This window comes from Mycobacterium deserti, from assembly GCF_025345615.1.
GTDB classification, from domain to species: Bacteria; Actinomycetota; Actinomycetes; order Mycobacteriales; family Mycobacteriaceae; genus Mycobacterium; species Mycobacterium deserti.
In genome coordinates, this window is record NZ_JAODWD010000007.1 from 210973 (window position 1) to 231062 (window position 20090).

Below are 20090 nucleotides of genomic sequence, written 5' to 3' on the forward strand. Positions count from 1 at the left end.
CCGGTCTGCAGAACCCTAACAACTCGTCATTCGGTCACCGAGGCGCGGTAGCCGTCGGCGTTGAGCAGGTTGCCCAGCGCCTCCTCGAGAGCCGACGCGTCGACCTGAAGGTCCACCAGCCAACCCTCGCCATACGGATCCGAGTTGACCAGCTGCGGACTTGCCTCCAGATCACCATTGACCGCAACGACTTTCGCGCTGACGGGCGCGTAAAGGTCGGAGACTGACTTCGTAGATTCGACCTCGCCGAAGGACTCGCCGGCGCCGACGTCAGCGCCAACGTCTGGCAGCTGGACGAAAACCACGTCGCCCAGTGCGGACTGGGCATAGTCGGTGATACCGACGCGGACGGTGTCGTCGCCGGTGCGCTGCACCCACTCGTGTTCGACGGTGTAGTACAGCTCGGCTGGGATTTCGCTCACTGCGCTCCTTGACTGCAACTCATTTGACTGGCTGAGCGTATTGGCGAGCTTTCGGTTGCCGCAAGGCGGTGATGTCGAGGCGGTCCGATTGCGCAACCTCCATCGCGCCGCCCACGCGCTCGATGCTGTCCATCGCGCCGCCGGGAATGTTCATCGCCGCGGCGAGCGTCGGCGGATCACCAATGGCCAGAACCGAATACGGCGGGTTCACCGTCGTCCCGTCGACGATCAGCGCGCCGGGCACCCCGACCACCCAGGTGTCGACGCCCACGCGCACGGCGGCGGTCCCGCCGCGGATCTCCATGGCCTCGGCGCCTGCGTTGCGCAACTCGTTGATCACGTCTAGCAGCGTTTCGGCCGGCACACCGGGGGTGGTGTCGGTGATGGTGAGCGTCACACCCGGTCCCGTCGCGGCCACGGTGCCGATCATGATCGAGAGTGCGGCCAGCCGGGCCTGGGCGTTCTCGATCGCGGCCTGATCGCTGCTGCCGGAGGCCTCGAGTTGCGCCAGAGTGCGCTGAAGGTCGTTCACCTCGGTGTTGAGGGCCGCCTCGCGTTGCTGCAGCGAATCGAGCAGCACCAGCAGATCCGCGGGCCGCGCCGTCTCCAGCGAGTCGCCGGACTCGTTCTGCCGCACCTGGGTGACGATCGCGATGCCGAGCAGCACGCACAGCAGCACCGCGAGCGCACCGAACAGGATCTGCGAGCGTCCCCTCCGAAGCACGCCGCCCACCCCGCCGGCGTGCAGTTCGCCGATCTCGGGCGCCGGCTGGTCGGCCGGCAGCTCGTGCCGGCCCTGACGATCGGGTTCGTCGGCGTGCTGGGGCGGATGCTCACTCATCGGTTGTCTACCTCGACTCCCGCTCGCTCCGGTCCTCGCTCGTTCCTCACTCGCGGTCGTCTTCGGGTGCTCATGCGCCGAAAAGCCTGCGCCGCAACGCTGCTGCGTTGCCGAAAATCCGAATGCCGAGGACGACGATGATCGCTGTCGACAACTGCGTGCCGACGCCGAGCTGATCACCGACGTAGACGATGAGCGCGGCCACCAGCACGTTGAACACGAACGACACGACGAACACCTTCGAATCGAAGATGCGTTCCAGATAGGCGCGCAACCCGCCGAACACCGCATCGAGCGCGGCGACGACCGCGATCGGCAGATAGGGCGCGACGAACTCAGGCACATCCGGGTGAAACACCAGACCCAGCACGATGCCGACGACGAGGGCCGCGATTCCGATCATCTATCTGCGCTCACTTATCGCTCGAACTGCCTGGCGAAGTTGACTTCTCGCACCGAACCGGCGGGCAGCGTCATGGTGTCCGTGGCGCTGACGCCTACCCCTACCCCGTACGAGGCCTCCAGAAGGCGCAGCCGCTGCAGTCCGGGGCTGCGGTCCAACACGTCCTGCATCGCATGCGGTGGTCCGATCGCGTTGATCACATAGGGGCTGCTGATCGGTTGATTGTCGACCAGGATGCCCCCGCCCGCCTGCCGGATCGTCACGTTGGGTCCGATCCGGACCCCGCCGACCGAAATCGCCTCTGCCCCGCTGACCCACAGCGAATTGACCACCAGCTGCAGGTCGCGGTCCAAGATCACCTGCTGGCTTCCCGGCACCCGGCCCTTGGACACGTCACTGAGATCCGCTGACACGCCCGGATCGGTGACGGTGAGGCTCAGGCCCGGCCCGTCCACCTCGGTGGCCGCGGCCGCATGGTTGGCCTCGTCGAGTTGGCCCAGCAGTTGTTGGCCGAGCGCGTCGCCCTCCAGGCGGCTGCGCCGGACGGTGTCGACCTCTGCGGCCAGCGCGTCGCGCCGTTGCGCAAGGGTGTCGGTAGTGGTTTCGGCCGACCGCACGCTGCCTGCCAGCACCTGCTGTGTCTCGCGCATACCCGGTGCGGTGGTGCGGGCCTGGGCCATCGCGGCGGCGAACACCACGGCGATCATCATCGCGCCGGCCAGCTGCCACGCCCAGGCCTGCCACCATGCGCGGCGCTTACCGGCGGCCTTGGCCTCGGCCGCCGCCGCGTAGCCGGGGTCCAGATGCTCGGACAACAGCGACCGAAGCAGCGACGGGAGCGGAATCAGCGTGGGCTTGTCGGCCTTGTGGGCGTTGCGACCGGCATCCGGGTCATATCCGCCCAGCAGCGTCATCGCCGCGAAGCCTTCGGCAGGTGCCGCACCACCATCGTGACCTGAATCAGGTAGAGCACGCCGGACCACAGATACATCGCCAGTCCCCAGATCAGGAACGCCCAGCCGCACGCGAGAACCACACGGCTCCACAACGCATCCCACTGGCCGAGCAGGATCAGCGGCAGGCCGGACATCAACGCGAACGTGGCGGCCTTGCCGAGGTAGGTGACCGGCAGCGCGGTCAACCCGCGGCCGCGCAGAATCGGCAGCGTCGCCGCAAGTACGGCGTCGCGCCCGATCAGCGTCAGCACGATCCACCACGGCACCGAGCCGTGAATCGCCATGGCGATCGGCACGACGAGCATGTAAATCCGGTCCACCGCCGGATCGAGCAGTTCCCCGAGCCGGGACGATTGATTGTCCACCAGCCGCGCGATCTTGCCGTCGGCCCAGTCAGAGAACCCGCTGAACATCAGCACGCCGACCGCCCATGCGTTGGCGTGCGCCACGAGCAGCAGGTACAGGAAGACCGGAACCAGGATCAGGCGCAGCACACTGAGCGCGTTGGGCACCGTGAGCACCCGGTCACGCATGTTCCCGGACGCGGCGTCCGGCGCCGGAGGCCGCCGGCCAGACGGCACGGTCATGGACCAAACCTAGCGGAACACCCCTGGCAAACTCAGCGCTGACATCGTGTCGTCGTTGAGCGGGTTGTCGTGCACCATGTACGTCCACGTCGACGTCGGTCTGGCCAGCTTGGAGAGATCGACACCCGGCTCGTCCTCGATCGATGCCGCCGTCTCGAACGTCTGCTGAGCGGCCTCGATCGCGTCAGCGGCCAGCGACGCGAACGCGTCGACCGCCATCCGGTGAAACTCGTCGAGCGGGTTCTGCCGTCCCAGCGCGCGCAGATGGATGCTCTCGCGGATGTCGGACAAGAAGGCCAGGTGATCGGCCCAGCCGCGGTCGAGGTGATACAGCATGATGAGCCGGCAGATCTTTTCGAGCTTGTCCTCGCCGAGCTGTTCGACGAACTCTTCGTAGCGCTTCGGAGCCAGCTCCTTGAGCTCATCGCGCGCGGTCGTCGTGCTGAGCAGTTTGTTGCGGCGGTCCACGAGAATCGCGCGCTGCTGGGCGATCAGTTGGTTGTAGCGCCAGGTGTTGGCGTGCACGTCGAGCAGCCGACCTTCGGCGATGCGCTGCGCGTGGTCCAGCAGGCTGGGTGCCTTGGGGCTGACGACGCGGCCGTCCTCGTCGGTCTCCATTGGCAGCTTGCTCGGCTCGAGATGAGCGACGACGACATCGTCTTCCCAGCTGGAGAAGTAGACCGAGGAACCGGGGTCGCCCTGCCGGCCGGCGCGGCCGCGGAGTTGGTTATCGAGTCGCTCGGTGTGGTGGCGCCCGGTGCCGATGACGTGCAGGCCGCCGAGTTCGGCCACCTCTTTCTTCTTGGCGGAGTGGTCGTCGACATCGGAACCGCCGAGCCGGATGTCGGTACCGCGGCCGGCCATCTGGGTGGACACGGTGACCGAGCCGAGCGCACCTGCCTCGGCGATGACGGCGGCCTCCTCGGCGTCGTTCTTCGCGTTGAGCACGACCGCCGGAATGCCTGCCTTGACGAGCTTTTCGTGCAGCTCCTCGGACTCGGCGACGTCGCGGGTGCCGACCAGGACCGGTTGGCGGGTCTCGTGCACCTCTTTGATGTGCTCGATGATCGCGTCGGTTTTGGCGGCCACGGTGACGTACACCCGGTCCTGCTCGTCTTCGCGAATGTTGGGAGTGTTCGGCGGGATCGGCGAGACGCCCAGTTTGTAGAACTGGCGTAACTGCTCGCCGGCGGCCAGGGCGGTGCCGGTCATTCCGCAGACCGTCGGATAACGGTTGATCAACGCCTGCACAGTGATGGTGTCGAGCACCTCGCCCGTCTCGGTGGTCTCGATGCCCTCCTTGGCTTCGACCGCGGCCTGCAGGCCGTCGGGCCAGCGCTGCAGTTGCGCGATGCGCCCACGGGAGGCGTTGATGAGGTGCACCGCGCCATCGCGAACGATGTAATGCACGTCGCGCTGAAGCAGCACGTGCGCGTGCAGGGCGACGTTGACCTCGGTCAACGTGCCGCCGACGTGCTCCTCGGAGTACAAGTCGATGCCGCCCAGCTTGGCCTCGAGCTTCTGCGCACCCTTTTCGGTGAGGTGCACGTTGCGCCCGTCGGTGTCGGTGTCGTAGTCGTCACCGGCGACGAGTTCGCCTACCAGCCGGATGATTTCGACTTTCGGAGTCTCGCGGTGCGAGGTTCCGGCCAGCACCAGCGGCACCAGCGCCTCGTCGACGAGCACCGAGTCGGCCTCGTCGATCAGCGCCACGTCGGGGTTCGGTGACACCAGGTCGTCGACGTCGGTGACGAGTTGGTCGCGCAGCACGTCGAAGCCGATCTCGTTGACCGAGGCGTAGGTGATGTCGCACTTGTAGGCCTTGCGACGCTGCTCGGGTGTCGATTCGGCGGTGATCCAGCCGACCGTCAAACCCAGTGCCTCGATGAGCGGACCCATCCATTCGGCGTCGCGGCGGGCGAGGTAGTCGTTGATCGTGATGACGTGCACGTTGCGGCCGCCGATCGCATAACCGGCGGCGGCGATCGCGCCCGATAGGGTCTTGCCCTCGCCGGTGGCCATCTCGACGACGTCGCCCGCGAGCATCCGCAACGCGCCCTGCAACTGCACGTCGAACGGCTTGAGCGTGGTCGCCCGCTCGGCGGCGACCCGGGCGATGGCCAGGAACTGCGGGATGTCCGCGGAGTCGGCCAGGTCCTCGAGGTTGAGCAGCTTGGCGGCCTTGCGTAGTTGCTCGTCGTCGAGTGCGGTGGCCTTCTCGTCGAACTCTGCCGAGCTGCGCACCTGCGTCATCGACTGGGACTGGTTCTTGTCAGTGCTCGCGCCGAGCATCCGCCAGAACCTGCTGCTGGCACGACCTGAGGTGCGGGTCTTCGTCTTCGCCACACAATTACGGTACGCGGCCCCTACGTGGCGAACTCGATGCGGACTGAACCGGCGCAGCCGTCCAACCGATTTCGAGCGGGGTCGCGGCGAAAAGGGGTGGGTGCCTCAGGCGAGGTTGGAGCGGCGCGGATACGCCACCGTCGGGTCGGTCAACGCGTTGACCACCGCAGGCAGGCCGGCCGAGAACGCCCGTTCGAGCGCCGGGCGCAATTCCGAGGGCGTCGATACCAGTTCACCGTGTCCACCCAGCGCCGTGACGACTTCGTCATAGCGGGTGCCCGGGCGCAGTTCGGCCACCACCGAGTAGCCGTAGAGGGCCTCCATCGGGTGCTTCTCGAGTGCCCAGATCCCGTTGTTACCGATGACCGACACCACCTGGACACCGTGGCGCACCAGCGTGTCCCACTCCATCCCGGAGAAGCCGAACGCGCCGTCGCCCTGCAACAGCACCACCTGGCGGTCCGGCCGGGCCAGCTTTGCGGCCAACGCGTAGCCCGGTCCCGAGCCCAGGCAGCCGAACGGTCCGCTGTCCAGCCATGCGCCCGGTACGTAGCTGTCGATGACGCGGCCCGCATACGAGCCGAAGTCTCCCGCGTCGATGACGACGATCGCGTCGCGGTCCAGCATGGTGGCCAAGTCGGCGTACACGCGCATGGGGTGCAGCGGCGTGCGGTCATCGCTGAGTTCGGCCGTCTCCGCTGCCCTGGCCGCCGCCTCGACGGCCCGCAGGTCGGCGATCCACGCTTCGTGATCGACGTGGGCTGCCGATTCCAGCACCGCCAGAATGCACGAGAGATCGCCGTACAGCCCCGCGGCTATCTCGCGCGGATGCGGCCGGCCGGGTGTGACGCGGTCGGCGACAATCAGCGACGTCTCCGTTCCGAACACGCCACCGAAACCGAGCCGGAAGTCCATCGGCACGCCGATGACGACCGCAACATCGGCTTCTCGCAACGCTTTTGACCGAGCCCGCGAGAACGCGAGCTCGTGATCGGCCGGCACAGCACCGCGGGCCATGCCGTTCATCAGCACCGGGATGCGAAGCGTCTCGGCCAACTGCAGTAGCGCGGACTCCGCGTGTCCCCACCAGAGGTTGGTGCCCGCCATGATCACCGGTCGCTGCGCGTCCGACAGCAACCGGACGGCGATGTCGAGCGACGCGCCGTCGGCTTCGGCCACGGCGGGCGGATGGGTCAGCGCACCCGGCGCACCGCTGTCGTGCGCCTCGCCGAACACGTGGTCCATTGGAAAGTCCACGAACGCGACACCGGAGGGCGCGCCGACCGCTGCCCGCAGCGCCTGGTCGATCAGCGGCCCCACCGCATCCGCCGAGTCGGCGGTCGCGGCGAAGCGCGTCAGCGGTGCCACGAACGGCACATGGTCGATCTCCTGCAACGAACCCTGACCCCAGCGCTGCGTCGGCGCCCGGCCGCCGAGGACCACCAGCGGCGACTGATTCTGCTGTGCGGCGGCCATTGCGCTCATCCCGTTGGTCACGCCGGGTCCGGCCGTCAGCGCCGCGACGCCGGGCACACGGGTCACCTTGGACCAGCCTTCGGCGGCGAACGCGGCGGTCTGCTCGTGACGGGTGTCCACCAGTCGGATGTTCTCGGCGCGGCAACCGTCGTAGATGGAGAAGAGGTGGCCGCCCGACAGCGTGAAGATCGTGTCGATGCCACTGGCGCGTAATCGTCGGGCGATCAGATGTCCAGCGTTCACCGAAGAGGGAGCCCCAATGCTCATGTAGGGAAGCATAATCAGGCGTGTCCGACTCATTGCTGACGCAAGTTTTGATCGCCGGAGCCGGTCCGGTCGGCCTGACCGCCGCCATCGAACTGATCCGCCGCGGTGTGAACTGCCACATCGTCGATCCGCTGCTCGATCCGCCGAAGTACGCGAAAGCCGTTGGTGTGCAACCTCGTACGTTAGAGGTGTTCGAGAGCATGGGTGTGCTGCGCCGAATCCTCGACGCCGCGACCCAGATGCGTGGCCAGATTTTCTACGTCAACGGCGAGCGCGTCGCGCAGGTCGACTTTCCTGTGCCGGGCGACGTGCCGTTCGGCTTCATCGCGATCCCGCAGTACGCGACCGAGCAGATCCTGCGCGACGAGCTGGCCGCCCGCGGCGGGCGCATCGAGCGCGGATGGCGACTCACCGGCTTCGAACAGGACGCCGACGGTGTGACCGCCACGGTGGCCGCCGCCGACGGCGATCAGACGGTGCGGGCGCTCTACCTTGTCGGTGCCGACGGTGCGCACAGCGTCGTGCGTAAGTCCCTCGGCCTCACCTTCGAAGGGGCGGCCTTCCAGGAGCAGTACATGCTCGGCGACGTCGAAGGCGACTGGTCGATGCCGCCGGGCTACGCCATCCGGGCCATGCACCAGAGCGACGGCACCCCCGACGACCTCCTGGTGTGCATCCCGCTGCCTCCCTTTGATGCTCTCCGCGCGCCCCCACATCGCCGGCACAACCGCTACCGGATGTCGATGCTCGTGCCCGACGACCTCGCCACAGCGTCGTCCCGCGACGGCGTCGCGCACGGCTTCGAAGGCACCCACGCGCCCGAACTGCACCACATCCAGGCGGTGCTGGACCGGCTCGCTCCCGAGCCGACGACAGTGGGGGCCCTGCGGTGGTCGTCGGTGTTCCGCATCAGCCACCGCATCGTCGACGCCTATGGCCGCGGGCGGGCCTTCGTCGCTGGCGACGCCGCACACATCCACCCGCCTACGGGCGCACAAGGCATGAACACCGGCATCCAGGACGCGCACAACCTCGCATGGAAGCTCGCGCTCGCGGTCGAGGGCCGCGCCACACCAGCCCTACTGGACAGCTACGACGCCGAGCGCAGGCCGGTGGGAGAAGAGGTCGTGGGGCGAACCGTGCGCAGCGCCCGCCAGGGCATCGGCGCCGACTCCGACGACCCGGACTTCGTCATCCGCCGAGAGGCCCAGCTGCTCATCGGCTACGCCGACAGCGTCCTCGTCGCGCCGGGTGCAGGCACCCGCGCCCCGGACGCGACCGGGCTGACCCGTGCCGCGGTCACACATCCGGTGAGACTGTTCACTCTGTTCGGAACCGAGCACACCCTGCTGCTGTACGCGGGGACGAACGCTGGTCGCGACGAGGTGCAACGGCTCGAGCGCGCCGCCGGCGCCGCAGCTGCCGCAGCGCACGGCCGTCTCGACGTATACCTGCTGGTCGCTCCCAAAGCTGATATCGCCCCGAGCGGGCTGCCGGTGATCTCCGACGCTGACGGCGAATTCGCGAAGGCCTACGCAGTCGCCGAGCGCTCGGCGTACGTCGTGCGGCCCGACGGTTACCTCGGTTACGCGGCGCAGGATGTCGACGTCGATGCGCTCGGCGACCACCTCCGCGCAACATTCGCGGCGCTGGGGTAGCTTCGCCGCTTGAGAGGCGTCGCCGGGCGCCCCGTACAGGAGCGTCCGTTGGAGACATTCAAGCCGTCGATCGACTGGGGCAACGAGCTCGTCCCGTCCCTGATCTGGATTGCCAAGCACTGGGCTTTTGCGATGGTCGGGGTGCTCATTGTCTGCTTCCTGCTCGCAGTGCTCACCAAGTGGGGCCGTCAGTTCTGGCGTATCACGGGCGACTACTTCAAGGGCCGCAAAAGTTTGCCGGTGTGGGGCCTGTTCGCGGTGCTGATGTTGTCGGTGGTGGCCGGGGTCCGCCTGGACGTCCTTCTGAGCTACTACGGCAAAGACGTATACGACGCGATGCAGATCGCCGTACAAGGTCTCAGTGGCGGCGATGACACGGTCAGGCAGTCGGGCATCAACGGTTTCTGGTTGTCGCTTCTGGTTTTCGCTGTACTGGCCACCCTGCACGTCGCCCGCACCATGCTCGATATCTACCTCCTGCAGCGATTCATCATCAGCTGGCGCGTCTGGCTGACCGACCGGCTCACCGGCGATTGGCTCGACCACCGCGCGTACTACCGTGGCCGCTTCATCGGCCAGACCATCGACAATCCCGACCAGCGCATTCAACAGGACGTCGACATCTTCACCACCGGCTACGGCCAGACGCCCAACATCCCGTCGTACGGCACCAATGTTCCGCTGCTGTTCGGCTCGGTCGCGTCGGTGCTGTCTGTCATTTCCTTCGCGACGATTCTCTGGGGCTTGTCCGGGCCGTTGTCGCTGTTCGGTTACACACTGCCCAAGGCGCTGTTCTGGATCGTGATCATCTACGTCTTGGTCGCCACGGTCATCGCCTTCTGGATCGGCAGGCCACTGATCCAGCTGAGTTTCCTCAACGAACGATTCAACGCGGCGTTCCGTTACGCGCTGGTTCGCCTGCGCGACACCGCCGAGGCGGTCAGCTTCTACCGCGGTGAACGCGCCGAGCGGGTGCAGTTGAGGGGCCGGTTCGGCGAGACGATCGCCAATTACCGCCGCTACGTGTCACGCACGATCGGCTTCACAGGGTGGAACCTCACCATGAGTCAGGCCATCAATCCGTTGCCGATGATCATCCAATCGGGGCGGCTGTTCAACGGCGAGATCCTGCTCGGCACCATCAGTCAGTCGTCAACGGCGTTCACTCAGGTGCACGACGGCCTGTCTTACTTTCGAAACGCGTACAACGACTTCGCCGCGTACCGAGCCGCGATAATTCGTCTGCACGGCATGGTGATCGCCAACGAGAGCGCGCGTGAGCTACCGGTGTTGGCCACCGAGAACTGTATTGACGGAACGGTTTCACTGACTGACGTCGAGGTCCGGACACCGGACGGGGATCTGCTGGTGCGGCCGCTCGACCTGCATCTCGACCCCGGCGAGACGTTGGTCATCACCGGCGCGTCGGGCACCGGCAAGACGACGCTGTTGCGCAGCCTGGCCCAATTGTGGCCCTACACAACCGGTCACATGAAGTGCCCGCTCGAGAACACGATGTTCTTGTCGCAGCTCCCCTACGTGCCGCTCGGTGACCTGCGCGCGGTGGTGTCCTACCCAGCCGAACCCGGCACGATCTCCGACGAGGATTTGCAAACGGTGTTGGCCAAGGTGGCGCTGGGGCATCTCGTCATCCGGCTCAACGAGGGCCAGGACTGGTCGAAGGTTCTGTCGCCGGGCGAGCAGCAGCGGATCGCCTTCGCGCGGGTGATTTTGCAGAAGCCGCAGGCGGTCTTCATGGATGAGGCCACCTCGGCACTCGACGAAGGTCTCGAGTTCACGATGTATGAACTGTTGCGGCGCGAGTTGCCCCAGACCATCGTCGTCAGCGTGAGCCACCGCCCCACCGTCGAACAGCATCACGAGCGCGAGCTGCAGCTGCTCGGCGGCGGGGAGTGGCGCCTCGGCCGTGTCGGGGGCGACGAGCCGGTACCGGTCTAGTTCCGCGCCGCGTGCGCGCCTGCCCGCCTGCCGAAGAAGGACCCTTCGCCCAGTTGTGTTCCGCTGGCGTAGCCCTTGCCGTCCTGGGCGATGTTCGATGCGCACGCACCGGCGGCATACAACCCCGGAATCGGTGAGCCGTCCTCCCGTAGCACCTCGCCGTCGATCGACACGTCGAGTCCGCCCATGGTGAAGCCCGAGTACATCGCCACGCCCAGCGACAGATCGAACGCCGCCCACGGGCCGTTGTCCTGCGCGGCGAGGTAGTCCGCTTGCTTGTGGAAGTCGGGGTCTTCGCCGCGCGCTGCGTGCTCGTTGTACCGGTCCAACGTCGCCGCCAAGGCGCCCTGCGGAATGCCCAGCGCCTCTTCCATTTCCGCGACGGTCTCGTAGCCGTCGATGAACTTGATCAGCGGCATCTCGGGCATCTGCATGTGTGCCTCGTCGACGATCAGGTATGCCCGTTGCTCCGGTTGTTCGAGGACGAACGCCGACGTGCGCGAGTGATACGAGTCCTCGGCGACGAACCGCTTCCCGTCCTTGTTGACGATCACGCCCGTCAGGAGGATCTCCGGCGGATAGGCCGCCGCGGTGATGAAGAGGCCGTCGAGGTTCGTCGCCACGCCGCCCGCCGAGACGCCCAACCGGATCCCCAGTCCGTCGTCGTTGGGGTTGCCGAGGATGTAGGGCTCTACCTCGCCGTGATGTTTGGTTCGGCGCTTCTGCCCGAGCGCAGGCGTGTGCTGTGCCACCATCTCCGAGTTCATCGCGAATCCGCCCGCAGCGATGATCACCGACTTGGCCCGCACCGAACCTGTCTCGCTGAAGTGCTTCCAGCGCACGCCGACGACAGCCCCCTCGTCGACGATCAGGTTGGTCGCCCCAGTCTCGTAACGCATCTGCACACCGAGTTCGTCGGCGCGCTTCACGAGGAGGTCGGTGACCATCGCCGCACCGCCGAGCTCCCCCGGTACCGGCACGGAGTGCCCCCGTGGCGCCGGCTTGGCCTGCTCGAGGAACGGCCACACTTTTTCGTTGCCCGTGTACGACAGACCTTCGGTACCGGGCGGCACGACCACCTTGCCGGGATAGAAGCTGCGCTCGAACTGAAAACCCAAGTCCTCCAACCAGTTGAAGTGCTCGACGCTTCCCTCACAATAAGCGCGGATCTTGTCGTGATCGGGATCGGGCGACACGGCGACCAGATACTTGTACATCTCCTCGGCGCTGTCCTGGTGGCCCGTCGCTGTCTGCACTTCGGTGCCGCCGCCGAGGTAGAAGTGACCGCCTGCCATCGCGGTGGTCCCTCCGGCCGCCGCTGCTTTCTCCAGCACCAGGACGCGCGCCCCTGCGGCCGCCGCACTGACCGCTGCACACCCGCCGGAGATGCCGAAGCCGATCACCACGACGTCGACCTCGTCGGACCACGACGACACCTCGGCGGCATCGATGGTCTCCGGCGCCTCGGTGGCGCCAGGTCGTGCGGGCCGCTCGTCGCTGATGCTCACTGTTGCTCCTGTTTCACGTACTCGAAGAACGACTTGATCTCGTCGGGGATGTAGGCGAGTTCGATGTAGGGCACCCCCGCGCCGGCGGCGGAGACGTAGGCGAATTCCATCCCGCCGGGCATCACGCCGCGCTGGACGACCTCGGCGCCACGTTCTTGCAGTGCCGCCTCGACGTCGTCGACTTCGACGCAGACGTGGTGCAGGCCGGGCCCGGCGGTCGCGAGGAACTCGGTGTAGATGCTGTCGCCCCTCACCGGCGCGATCAGCTCGAGCTGCGTGTCACCGGCGTAGCTCAACGAGATGTCGGCGACGAAATCCGCCGGGCGGCCGTGCAGCGTGCACGAGTCCGGTCCGAAGGCGACGCCGGGCATCCGAACCCACTTCTTGGCGCCCAACAACGCGGTCAGTGCCTTTTCGGTGGCGTCGAGGTCCCGCGTCACCCACGCAATCTGGACAGGTGTCTGGGCATGCATCGCCACGAGGATATCGCCGCGTCGGCCCCTTGGCTAGAACGTGTTCTAGTTTTCGGCCTCGCCTGTGTAGGCCGCCAGGCACCGATCCGCTGATGCCCGCGCCGATGCCGGGTCTGCGCCGGCGTCGACATCGGCTTGGTACCAGCGCTCGCCCGACAGTGTGAGGAAGCGCCGACCATCGTCGGTGGCCGTCCACAGCTGACCGACGGCCGGATCGACCGCCCGGCCGGTCGCGAGGTGCAATGCCAACCCCAGAAACATCGAGTCCCACCCCATTCCGGCCGCGCCGGGACCGAACTGATCCCACATGTCATCGCCGGCCTCGGCGATGTGCTCGACGATCAACCGGGCTTGGTTCGGCCCGTCGTCGCGGACGGTGACGTCGATCCAACTGACCTTGCCCCCGCTCTCCCACGTGGCGGTGAAGTTCTTGGGCGGATCGCACGTCAGGACCGTACCGCCGGCGTGCCCCTCCAACTGATAGGAGCCACCGAGCTCCAGATCGCCGGAGATCGGCAGGAACCACCGCTGGATGCGATCGGCGTTCGTCACTGCGTCCCACAGATCGGCGACGTCGGTGTCGTAACTCTGGCTGATGGTCACCACGTCAGCCTGGCCGGCGTCAATGGTTTTCGTCCCGACCTTGCGCTGTACCGCGTTGATCTGGTGGTCGACGTCAACTTCCAGCATCTTGCCTCCCTTGTCTGCGTTGTCGTTTACCTCGGGCAATTTCAGTGGCCAGCGCATTGAGCGGCGGCGTCCAGAAGCGACGGAAGCCGTCGAGCCATGCGTCGACGTCGCGCAGCGCGGCGCCGTTGACCGCGTACAGCCGCCGCTGCCCCTCGGGGCGCACTGTAGTAAAGCCATTGTCCCGCAACACCTTCAGATGTTGTGAGACAGCCGGCTGGGTGATGGCGAACTCGTCCTGAATCGTGGCGCCGATCTCGCCCGCCGCCTTCTCACCGTCGGCGAGTAGTTCGAGTATGCGGCGACGCACCGGGTCGCCCAGGACGTCGAACGCGTGCACACCACCGAGAATAAAAGTTGATACTTATATAAGTCAAGACTTTAGTGTCAGCATGTCGACCAGCAACCTGACCTGAACGTCGAACATGGCACTCGGATCGGTGAGCGTGTCAGGTCCGTACTGACCGAATACCTCGAGACTGATCGCGCCGATGAGTCCGGCCCACAACAGCACACACTTGGCCACCGCGACATCGTCACCGGCGAAGCCGAATTCGTCGCGCAGCCGGTCGAAGTCTGATGACAGCGGTTGCGTCACAGCATTTTTGGTCGCCGGAACATCGCCACAAGCGATGCCGGTGGACACCGCATCGAACAGCGCGCCGACCACCCTAGTGCCGGGCCCGACCGTGCGGCTCCTCGGTGCGTGGTAGCCGGGTACGGGACTGCCGTAGAGGAGCGCCCAGCTGGCCGGCTGCGCGACGGCCCACTGGCGCGCGGCGTGAGCTATGGCGAGAAGTTCGTCGCGCCAGGTGGCCTCGTCGGCGCCACGCGTCAGGTCTACCGCGTCGGCCAGCGAGGTATACGCGTCCACCACGAGCAGCGTGAGCAGTTCGTCGCGGTTGGCCACGTAGCGGTACACCGCCGACGACACCATGCCGAGGTCGCGCGCGATGGCACGAAGCGACAGCCCTGCGGCCCCTTCCGTGACGAGGTGGCGGCGGCCGAGTTCGATGATCCGGCTCTCGATCCGCTCGCGAGACTGCTGACGCTTGCCCACGGGCTCAGTGTGCCATGAAACGAGATCACTGCTCTTGATTTACGCACAACGCTGTGCGATGCTCCATGAGAGAGCACCGCTCTCTATTTCTATCCGCGTGGAAGGAAGCCCGATGATTCGATACGACGAGCCGAACCTGGTGACGCGGGCGTTCAACGACGTGTTCCGCCGGCTGGCCGAGATGGGGATCAGCATCGCGGGCACGACGGCCTTGAGTGTGCGAGGGCGCATGTCCGGCAAGCGGCGCAAAGTAGTGGTCAACCTGCTTACCGTCGACGGCCGCGACTATCTGGTCTCGCCCCGCGGCGCCACGCAGTGGGCGCGCAATGCGCGCGCCGCCGGCGTCGTCGAGCTTGGACCGCGATGGAACCGGCGCGAGGTTAGCCTTCGCGAGGTCGCCGACGCCGCCAAGCCGGGCGTGCTCAAACCCTATCTGGACCGCTGGTTCTGGGAGGTGAAAGGACACGTCGGCGGCTTGACGCCGCAGTCCTCAGACGACGAATTGCGTGCGGCGGCGCCGACCATCCCGGTTTTCGAACTCCTACCCCGGCCTCAGGGGTGAGCCGCGCCGATGTTGGCCGATGTCGCGGAGATGACGTCCTGACTGGCTTGTTGGCTGGCGACCTGCCAGGACACTGCCGCAGGATACTGGCCCCACGTGCTGTTGAACATCCCGATGATCGCGGCCCGGCCGTCGGGCGTGGTGACGTAGACCGGCCCGCCCGAGTCGCCCTTCTGGCTCACCACACCGTTGGCCATGGTGAACCAGCCGTTGTTGACGGCTTGGATGGTGCCGCAACTCTCGCCCGTCACGACCCCGAAATGGCAGACCGGCAGGCCCGGCGCCGGCACTATCGCGGGATCGACGAACAACGCCCGGCCATTCGGAAGGATGTTGTTGACCATCACGTCGGGAGCCAGAGTGATGGCCTCCCAGTCGGCGATCTGGTGATTGGTGTCGATGGTCGTGCCGTCCGGCGTGTTGTCACGGAAAGAGGCTTGTGTGCCAATGACATTGCCGCTTCTGTCGCCGACGGATCCGCTGCCTCGACAATGGCCTGCGGTGAACGCCACCCGTGCCTGCGGATCAACGAAACCGAGGGTGCACACGTTCGTGTCCTGACGGACCTCCATGCCTGGATGGACGACCACGCCGGGAGTGGCTTGTGCGGGAGCGGACGTCAGCGCCAACGCGGCTGTGGCGGCCGCCATCGCGAGGACCCGTAACCATCGTCTGCGCACTACGGTCTCCGATCCTCACGTGTCAAAGTGTCCAGGCTACTGAGGGATCACGGACTCCCGCACCCGAGCGAGCGAATCGGCGACCGCACCCGACCCGGAGCAACCCTCGACAACCTGCACCGTCACTTGCCCATCGCACGGACAAGCCGCGGCGTTACACCGACGATCGCCAGGTCGCCCGACCCCACGGCCCGTCGGCGTGGTTGGCGCCGTTGGCGTTACGGCCTAGGAGTCGAACCCGAGACCGAGCGCGTCGAGTGTGCGCAGCAAGACGTTGCGACGTCCCGCGGAATGATCGGCCCGATCCAGCGACCAGCGCGTCGCCTGGATGCCCAGGCTGGCAAGCGGTTCGGGCGGGAACGGCAGTGGCGGTCTGCGCACCATCTCCAGTTCGGTGCGCTTCGTGCTGCCGCCCGCCAACAGGTCGAGGCACACATCCGCTGCGAATCTGGCCGCCCCCACACCGAGGCCGGTGAACCCGTTCACGTACGCGACCCGCTCCCCGTGCGCCATCCCCCAGTGCGCGCAGAACCGGGTGTTGGTGTCGATGGCCCCCGCCCAGCGGTGCGAGAACCGCACGTCGTCGAGTTGCGGGAAGGTGATGAAGAAATGCGCCGCGAGCCGACGGTAGGTCGCAGGCCGGTCTTCGTAGCCGGCGTCGAGCCTGCGCCCGAAGTGGTAGATCGCGTCGTAGCCGCCCCACACGATGCGGTTGTCCATGCTCAGGCGGTAGTAGTGGAACTGGTTGGCGCAGTCGCCGACTCCCTGCCTGCCCCGCCAACCGATGCGGTCCAGTTGCGCGTCGGTGAGCGGTTCGGTCGCCAGCACGTAGTCGTACACCGGAACGGTGCGAAGCCGGTTGAGGCGCACCAGGCTGGGATACACATTCGTCGCGAGCACAGCGCGCCTGGCCGAGATCGCTGCATCGCCTGCGTCCACGTGCAGCACTGTCCCGGCTGAGCGCAGCCGCGTTGCGTTCGTGTGTTCGTGAATGTGCACGCCGAGATCTCGACACGCGCGAGCCAGTTCGAGCGCGAGCCTGGCGGGGTGAACGATGGCGCACGTGTCCGGGCTGAAGAGGCCCGCCCGGTAGGTGGGTGAGTCGACTTCTGCGCGTACCTCGCCGGCGTCGAGGAGCCGTCCTTCTCCGTTCTCCGCGGCCTCTGCAAGCCAGTCGACCTGGTGCGGTTCGGTGGCCACCGACAACATGCCGGTGCGCTGCCACTCCGTATCCAGACCCAGCTGCTCGATGTCGGCTTGCATGCCGTCCAGGTTCTGCCGGCCCATCGCTGTCAGCGTGTCTATTTCGTTGGGCCAGCGGGTCGTTCCGTTCTCGGTACCGTGCGTGAGGCTGGCGTCGACGAAACCGCCGTTGCGTCCCGATGCGGCCCAGCCGATGCGGTGCGCCTCGATGAGGACGATTCGCGCGCCGGGGTCGCGCTGTGCGGCATGCAGCGCCGTCCACAGACCCGTGTAGCCGCCGCCGACGACGAGCAGATCGCAGCAGGTGCTCTCGGTCAGCGGCGGGTAGGTCGGTCTCGGAATGTCCAGCCACATCGACTCGAAGCGGCTGGCCGCCAGGGCGCGGTTGATCAGGGCGGGGTTGACGGGCGCGTCGAACACCGTCTGCATGGCGGCCGCGCCTCAGGCGTGGGCGTCGGCGGGCGCACGACCTTCGACCGGCTGCCAGCCGGGCGGTCCGAAGACGTAGCCGAGCCGGTCACGCCAGCCCCGTGCTGCGCGCACGTCACGCAGAATCGCCGCGTATTCGCGGGTCTGCAGCTTCCAGATGTTGAACGTGTCGACCGGTTTGGTCAGCCCGTAGCGCGGGCGGAATACCTCGGGTTGAAAGGAGCCGAACAGCCGGTCCCACACGATGAATATGCCGCCGTAGTTTTTGTCCAGGTATTCGGCGTCCATCCCGTGGTGCACGCGATGATGAGACGGGGTGTTGAAGACGAATTCGAATGGCCGCCAAAGCCTGTCGACGCGCTCGGTGTGAATCCAGAACTGGTAGATGAGGTTGAGCGAGAAGCTGGCGAACACCATCCATGGCGGAACGCCCAGGAGCGGCAACGGAATCCAGATCAGGATCTCGCCGCTGTTGTTCCACTTCTGACGCAGCGCGGTAGCGAAGTTGAAGAACTCGCTTGAGTGGTGGGCTTGGTGAGTGGCCCAGATCAGCCGCACTCGGTGAGCGGTTCGGTGGTAGGCGTAGAACAGCACATCGACCCCGACGATCGCGATCACCCACGTGTACCAGGCGGTGGACGGCAGATGCCATGGAGCGGCATAGGCGAAGATGGCCGCATAGCCCAGCAGCGCAAGGAATTTCCATGCGCCCATGGTCGCGACCGACACCAGGCCCATTGAGATGCTGGCCCATGCGTCGCGGGTATGGAAGGCGCCCGGCGCGGGCCGGTCCTCGACGTGCTCTAGCTTGCGCGCCGCCGTCCACTCGACGATCAGCAACAACAGGAAGAACGGAATCGCGAACAACACCGGGTCACGCATCTGCGGCGGCAGTACGTCGAGAAACTCGCGAATCGCGGTCACACCCGCCTCCATGGCAAAACCTCCGGAGGCGAGTTTAACCGCCCGTGAACCGCCGACAAATCAGCGGAAACTGAGCACCTGGTCGCCCCACGCGGTGCGGACGTCGTGATCGAGATCGTCGACGACCCTGTCCTGGGCATCGATGATCAGTGTCGCGCGATCGTCGCGGCGGTACGGACGCCACGTCGGGTCACCCGCGGGCGCCGACGGCACCCCGTCGGCGGCGAACGTCGACCAGCGCGTGCGAATCCGTGCCGACACCGTCTTACCTGCTTTCAGCCCGCCCAGCTTGAAGGTCGGGTCGCGTGGGCCTGCCACGAGATTGCCCCAGACGAACGGCAATTCGGTGGCGTGTGCGGCGCCCAGTCGCAGCAAGCGCAACATCGGCGTCGCGAAGTCGAACCGGTACAGATACACCGGCGCGACGTCGCGATGGCCTTCGGCGAACCAGATCGACGGCATCCGAAACCCGATGTCACGGGCGACCCCCATGCCGGCGACCTTGCCGCGGCCCCGGTACGCGGCGCGGATCTGTTCCTCACTGGGCAGCGCAAGGGTGGGCTGCTCGGCCGCAATCTCGGTGAACATCGCCCGGATCGCGTCCGGGGTGATCGGCATGAGCGGCGACTTCATCCAGCGGAACAGCGCTGCCTCGTGTTTGTTGGTGCCGATGATCAACGGCACGGGATGCGTGCGTCCCTCCCTGGCCAGCTTGACCGGATGCGCGGGCACGATGTCACCGTCGACGATCGGCGCGAACGCCAGCGTGCCCGGGTTGCGTCGTGGAACGCCGTCGAACACCGTCTTGGACGCGGCGAGCACCGCGGCCATCGGAATCGAGGGCATCCGGTGTGCGTCGTCGGGGCCGACTCCCAGCGACTCGAGGAACTGTGCGGCGACTCGGCGGGCGCGTTCGCGGTCATAGATGGAGGTGGCCGGGGAACTCTGGGCTATGGCCGCGGAGAACAGCCCCGCCGCCGCGGGGCTGGCGAGCAGGGTGGTGACGATGCCGCCACCCGCGGACTCGCCGAACAAGGTGACCCGGTTCGGGTCTCCCCCGAACCCGGTGATGTTGTCACGCACCCACTGCAGCGCGAACAGCACGTCGCGCAGGCCGAGATTGGTGTCGAACCCGTCGCCGAACGACGACAGATCGAGAAATCCCAGCGCTCCCAGCCGGTAGTTGAAGGTCACGACGACCGCGTCACCGCCGCAGGCGAGCGCTCGGCCGTGATACAGCGGTTGGGCCGATGACCCGAGGATGTAGGCGCCTCCGTGTACCCAAACCATGACCGGCCTGCCGTCTCCGGCGCTGGTGCCCGACGGTGCCCACACGTTGAGCGTCAGGCAGTCCTCTCCCTGGGGAGCGCCGAGGTCGATCGGGATCCGCGGATCTGTGGGTTGCGGGCAGACGGGTCCGACGCGGGCTGCGTCGGCGGGCTCGGTCCAGCGCTGCGGCGGCTGAGGAGATCGCCACCGCAGCTCGCCGACGGGCGCGGCCGCGTACCGAATTCCCTTCCATACCTTGACTGTTCCCTCGTCGACGCCACGGACGGGACCGTAGGCGGTGTCGACGACGGGGCGGCCGTCGGCCACGGGCCGGGGATCCGTCATGGAACTCCTTGCGCCAAGGGAACAAAACCATTCCA

At 66.7% G+C, this 20090-nt stretch carries 19 protein-coding genes; 3 read left to right on the top strand and 16 right to left on the bottom strand.

Annotated elements, in window-relative coordinates; all coding sequences use genetic code 11:
• Positions 1-26 precede the first annotated feature (26 nt).
• The 7 genes from gcvH to N4S67_RS26670 all read right to left on the bottom strand — a co-directional run bounded on the left by gcvH (position 27) and on the right by N4S67_RS26670 (position 7298).
• Positions 27-422 (bottom strand): glycine cleavage system protein GcvH, encoded by a 396-nt coding sequence (gene gcvH, locus N4S67_RS26640; protein ID WP_260996050.1) that lies wholly within the window; start codon positions 420-422, stop codon positions 27-29.
• Positions 423-441: 19 nt separating this feature from the next.
• Positions 442-1263, bottom strand: a complete 822-nt coding sequence (locus N4S67_RS26645; RefSeq protein WP_260996051.1) for a DUF881 domain-containing protein — start codon at positions 1261-1263, stop codon at positions 442-444.
• A gap of 70 nt (positions 1264-1333) precedes the next feature.
• Entirely contained in the window at positions 1334-1666 is a 333-nt protein-coding gene (locus tag N4S67_RS26650; RefSeq protein WP_260996052.1) for a small basic family protein, read from the bottom strand.
• 14 nt (positions 1667-1680) lie between these two features.
• A complete protein-coding gene (locus N4S67_RS26655) occupies positions 1681-2580 on the bottom strand; it encodes a DUF881 domain-containing protein (protein WP_260996053.1) in 900 nt (299 codons plus the stop codon).
• Entirely contained in the window at positions 2577-3209 is a 633-nt protein-coding gene (locus tag N4S67_RS26660; protein WP_260996054.1) for a CDP-alcohol phosphatidyltransferase family protein, read from the bottom strand. Before N4S67_RS26660 ends, N4S67_RS26655 begins: the two co-directional genes overlap by 4 nt.
• 9 nt (positions 3210-3218) lie before the next feature.
• Positions 3219-5555, bottom strand: coding sequence for an accessory Sec system translocase SecA2 (secA2, locus tag N4S67_RS26665; RefSeq protein ID WP_260996055.1), 2337 nt, complete (start codon positions 5553-5555; stop codon positions 3219-3221).
• A 105-nt stretch (positions 5556-5660) separates the two neighbouring features.
• A complete protein-coding gene (locus tag N4S67_RS26670; protein WP_260996056.1) occupies positions 5661-7298 on the bottom strand; it encodes an acetolactate synthase in 1638 nt (545 codons plus the stop codon).
• A gap of 20 nt (positions 7299-7318) precedes the next feature.
• Here N4S67_RS26670 and N4S67_RS26675 point away from each other — a divergent pair, with 20 nt between their 5' ends.
• Positions 7319-8956, top strand: coding sequence for an FAD-dependent monooxygenase (locus N4S67_RS26675; RefSeq protein WP_260996057.1), 1638 nt, complete (start codon positions 7319-7321; stop codon positions 8954-8956).
• Positions 8957-9004: 48 nt separating this feature from the next.
• A complete protein-coding gene (locus N4S67_RS26680) occupies positions 9005-10915 on the top strand; it encodes an ABC transporter ATP-binding protein/permease (RefSeq protein ID WP_260996058.1) in 1911 nt (636 codons plus the stop codon).
• On the opposite strand, the gene N4S67_RS26685 is transcribed toward N4S67_RS26680, so the two are convergent.
• Genes N4S67_RS26685 through N4S67_RS26705 form a run of 5 tightly spaced genes read right to left on the bottom strand, consistent with a single transcriptional unit; the run spans position 10912 to position 14643 of the window.
• Positions 10912-12417, bottom strand: a complete 1506-nt coding sequence (locus N4S67_RS26685) for an FAD-binding protein (protein ID WP_260996187.1) — start codon at positions 12415-12417, stop codon at positions 10912-10914. The two genes, N4S67_RS26680 and N4S67_RS26685, sit on opposite strands and share 4 nt — an antisense overlap.
• Positions 12418-12419: 2 nt before the next feature.
• The gene (locus N4S67_RS26690) at positions 12420-12896 is read right to left on the bottom strand and encodes a VOC family protein (RefSeq protein WP_260996059.1); all 477 of its coding nucleotides are present in this window, start codon (positions 12894-12896) and stop codon (positions 12420-12422) included.
• A gap of 45 nt (positions 12897-12941) precedes the next feature.
• On the bottom strand, positions 12942-13586 hold the full coding sequence (locus N4S67_RS26695; protein ID WP_260996060.1) for an SRPBCC domain-containing protein: 645 nt from the start codon (positions 13584-13586) through the stop codon (positions 12942-12944).
• Positions 13573-13923 carry an ArsR/SmtB family transcription factor gene (locus N4S67_RS26700; RefSeq protein WP_260996061.1) on the bottom strand — a complete coding sequence of 117 codons (351 nt, stop codon included), beginning with the start codon at positions 13921-13923 and terminating at the stop codon, positions 13573-13575. Before N4S67_RS26700 ends, N4S67_RS26695 begins: the two co-directional genes overlap by 14 nt.
• A gap of 33 nt (positions 13924-13956) precedes the next feature.
• The gene (locus N4S67_RS26705; protein ID WP_260996062.1) at positions 13957-14643 is read right to left on the bottom strand and encodes a TetR/AcrR family transcriptional regulator; all 687 of its coding nucleotides are present in this window, start codon (positions 14641-14643) and stop codon (positions 13957-13959) included.
• A gap of 112 nt (positions 14644-14755) precedes the next feature.
• Between N4S67_RS26705 and N4S67_RS26710 the strand changes: the two genes are divergently transcribed.
• A complete protein-coding gene (locus tag N4S67_RS26710) occupies positions 14756-15205 on the top strand; it encodes a nitroreductase/quinone reductase family protein (RefSeq protein ID WP_260996063.1) in 450 nt (149 codons plus the stop codon).
• Here N4S67_RS26710 and N4S67_RS26715 read toward each other — a convergent pair.
• The 4 genes from N4S67_RS26715 to N4S67_RS26730 all read right to left on the bottom strand — a co-directional run bounded on the left by N4S67_RS26715 (position 15196) and on the right by N4S67_RS26730 (position 20055).
• Positions 15196-15885 (bottom strand): Rv1815 family serine proteinase, encoded by a 690-nt coding sequence (locus tag N4S67_RS26715; protein ID WP_260996064.1) that lies wholly within the window; start codon positions 15883-15885, stop codon positions 15196-15198. The genes N4S67_RS26710 and N4S67_RS26715 overlap by 10 nt on opposite strands.
• A 225-nt stretch (positions 15886-16110) precedes the next feature.
• Positions 16111-17517, bottom strand: coding sequence for an NAD(P)/FAD-dependent oxidoreductase (locus N4S67_RS26720; RefSeq protein WP_260996065.1), 1407 nt, complete (start codon positions 17515-17517; stop codon positions 16111-16113).
• A gap of 12 nt (positions 17518-17529) precedes the next feature.
• Positions 17530-18453, bottom strand: a complete 924-nt coding sequence (locus N4S67_RS26725; protein ID WP_390893535.1) for a sterol desaturase family protein — start codon at positions 18451-18453, stop codon at positions 17530-17532.
• Positions 18454-18501: 48 nt separating this feature from the next.
• The gene (locus tag N4S67_RS26730; RefSeq protein WP_260996066.1) at positions 18502-20055 is read right to left on the bottom strand and encodes a carboxylesterase/lipase family protein; all 1554 of its coding nucleotides are present in this window, start codon (positions 20053-20055) and stop codon (positions 18502-18504) included.
• Positions 20056-20090: the final 35 nt, after the last annotated feature.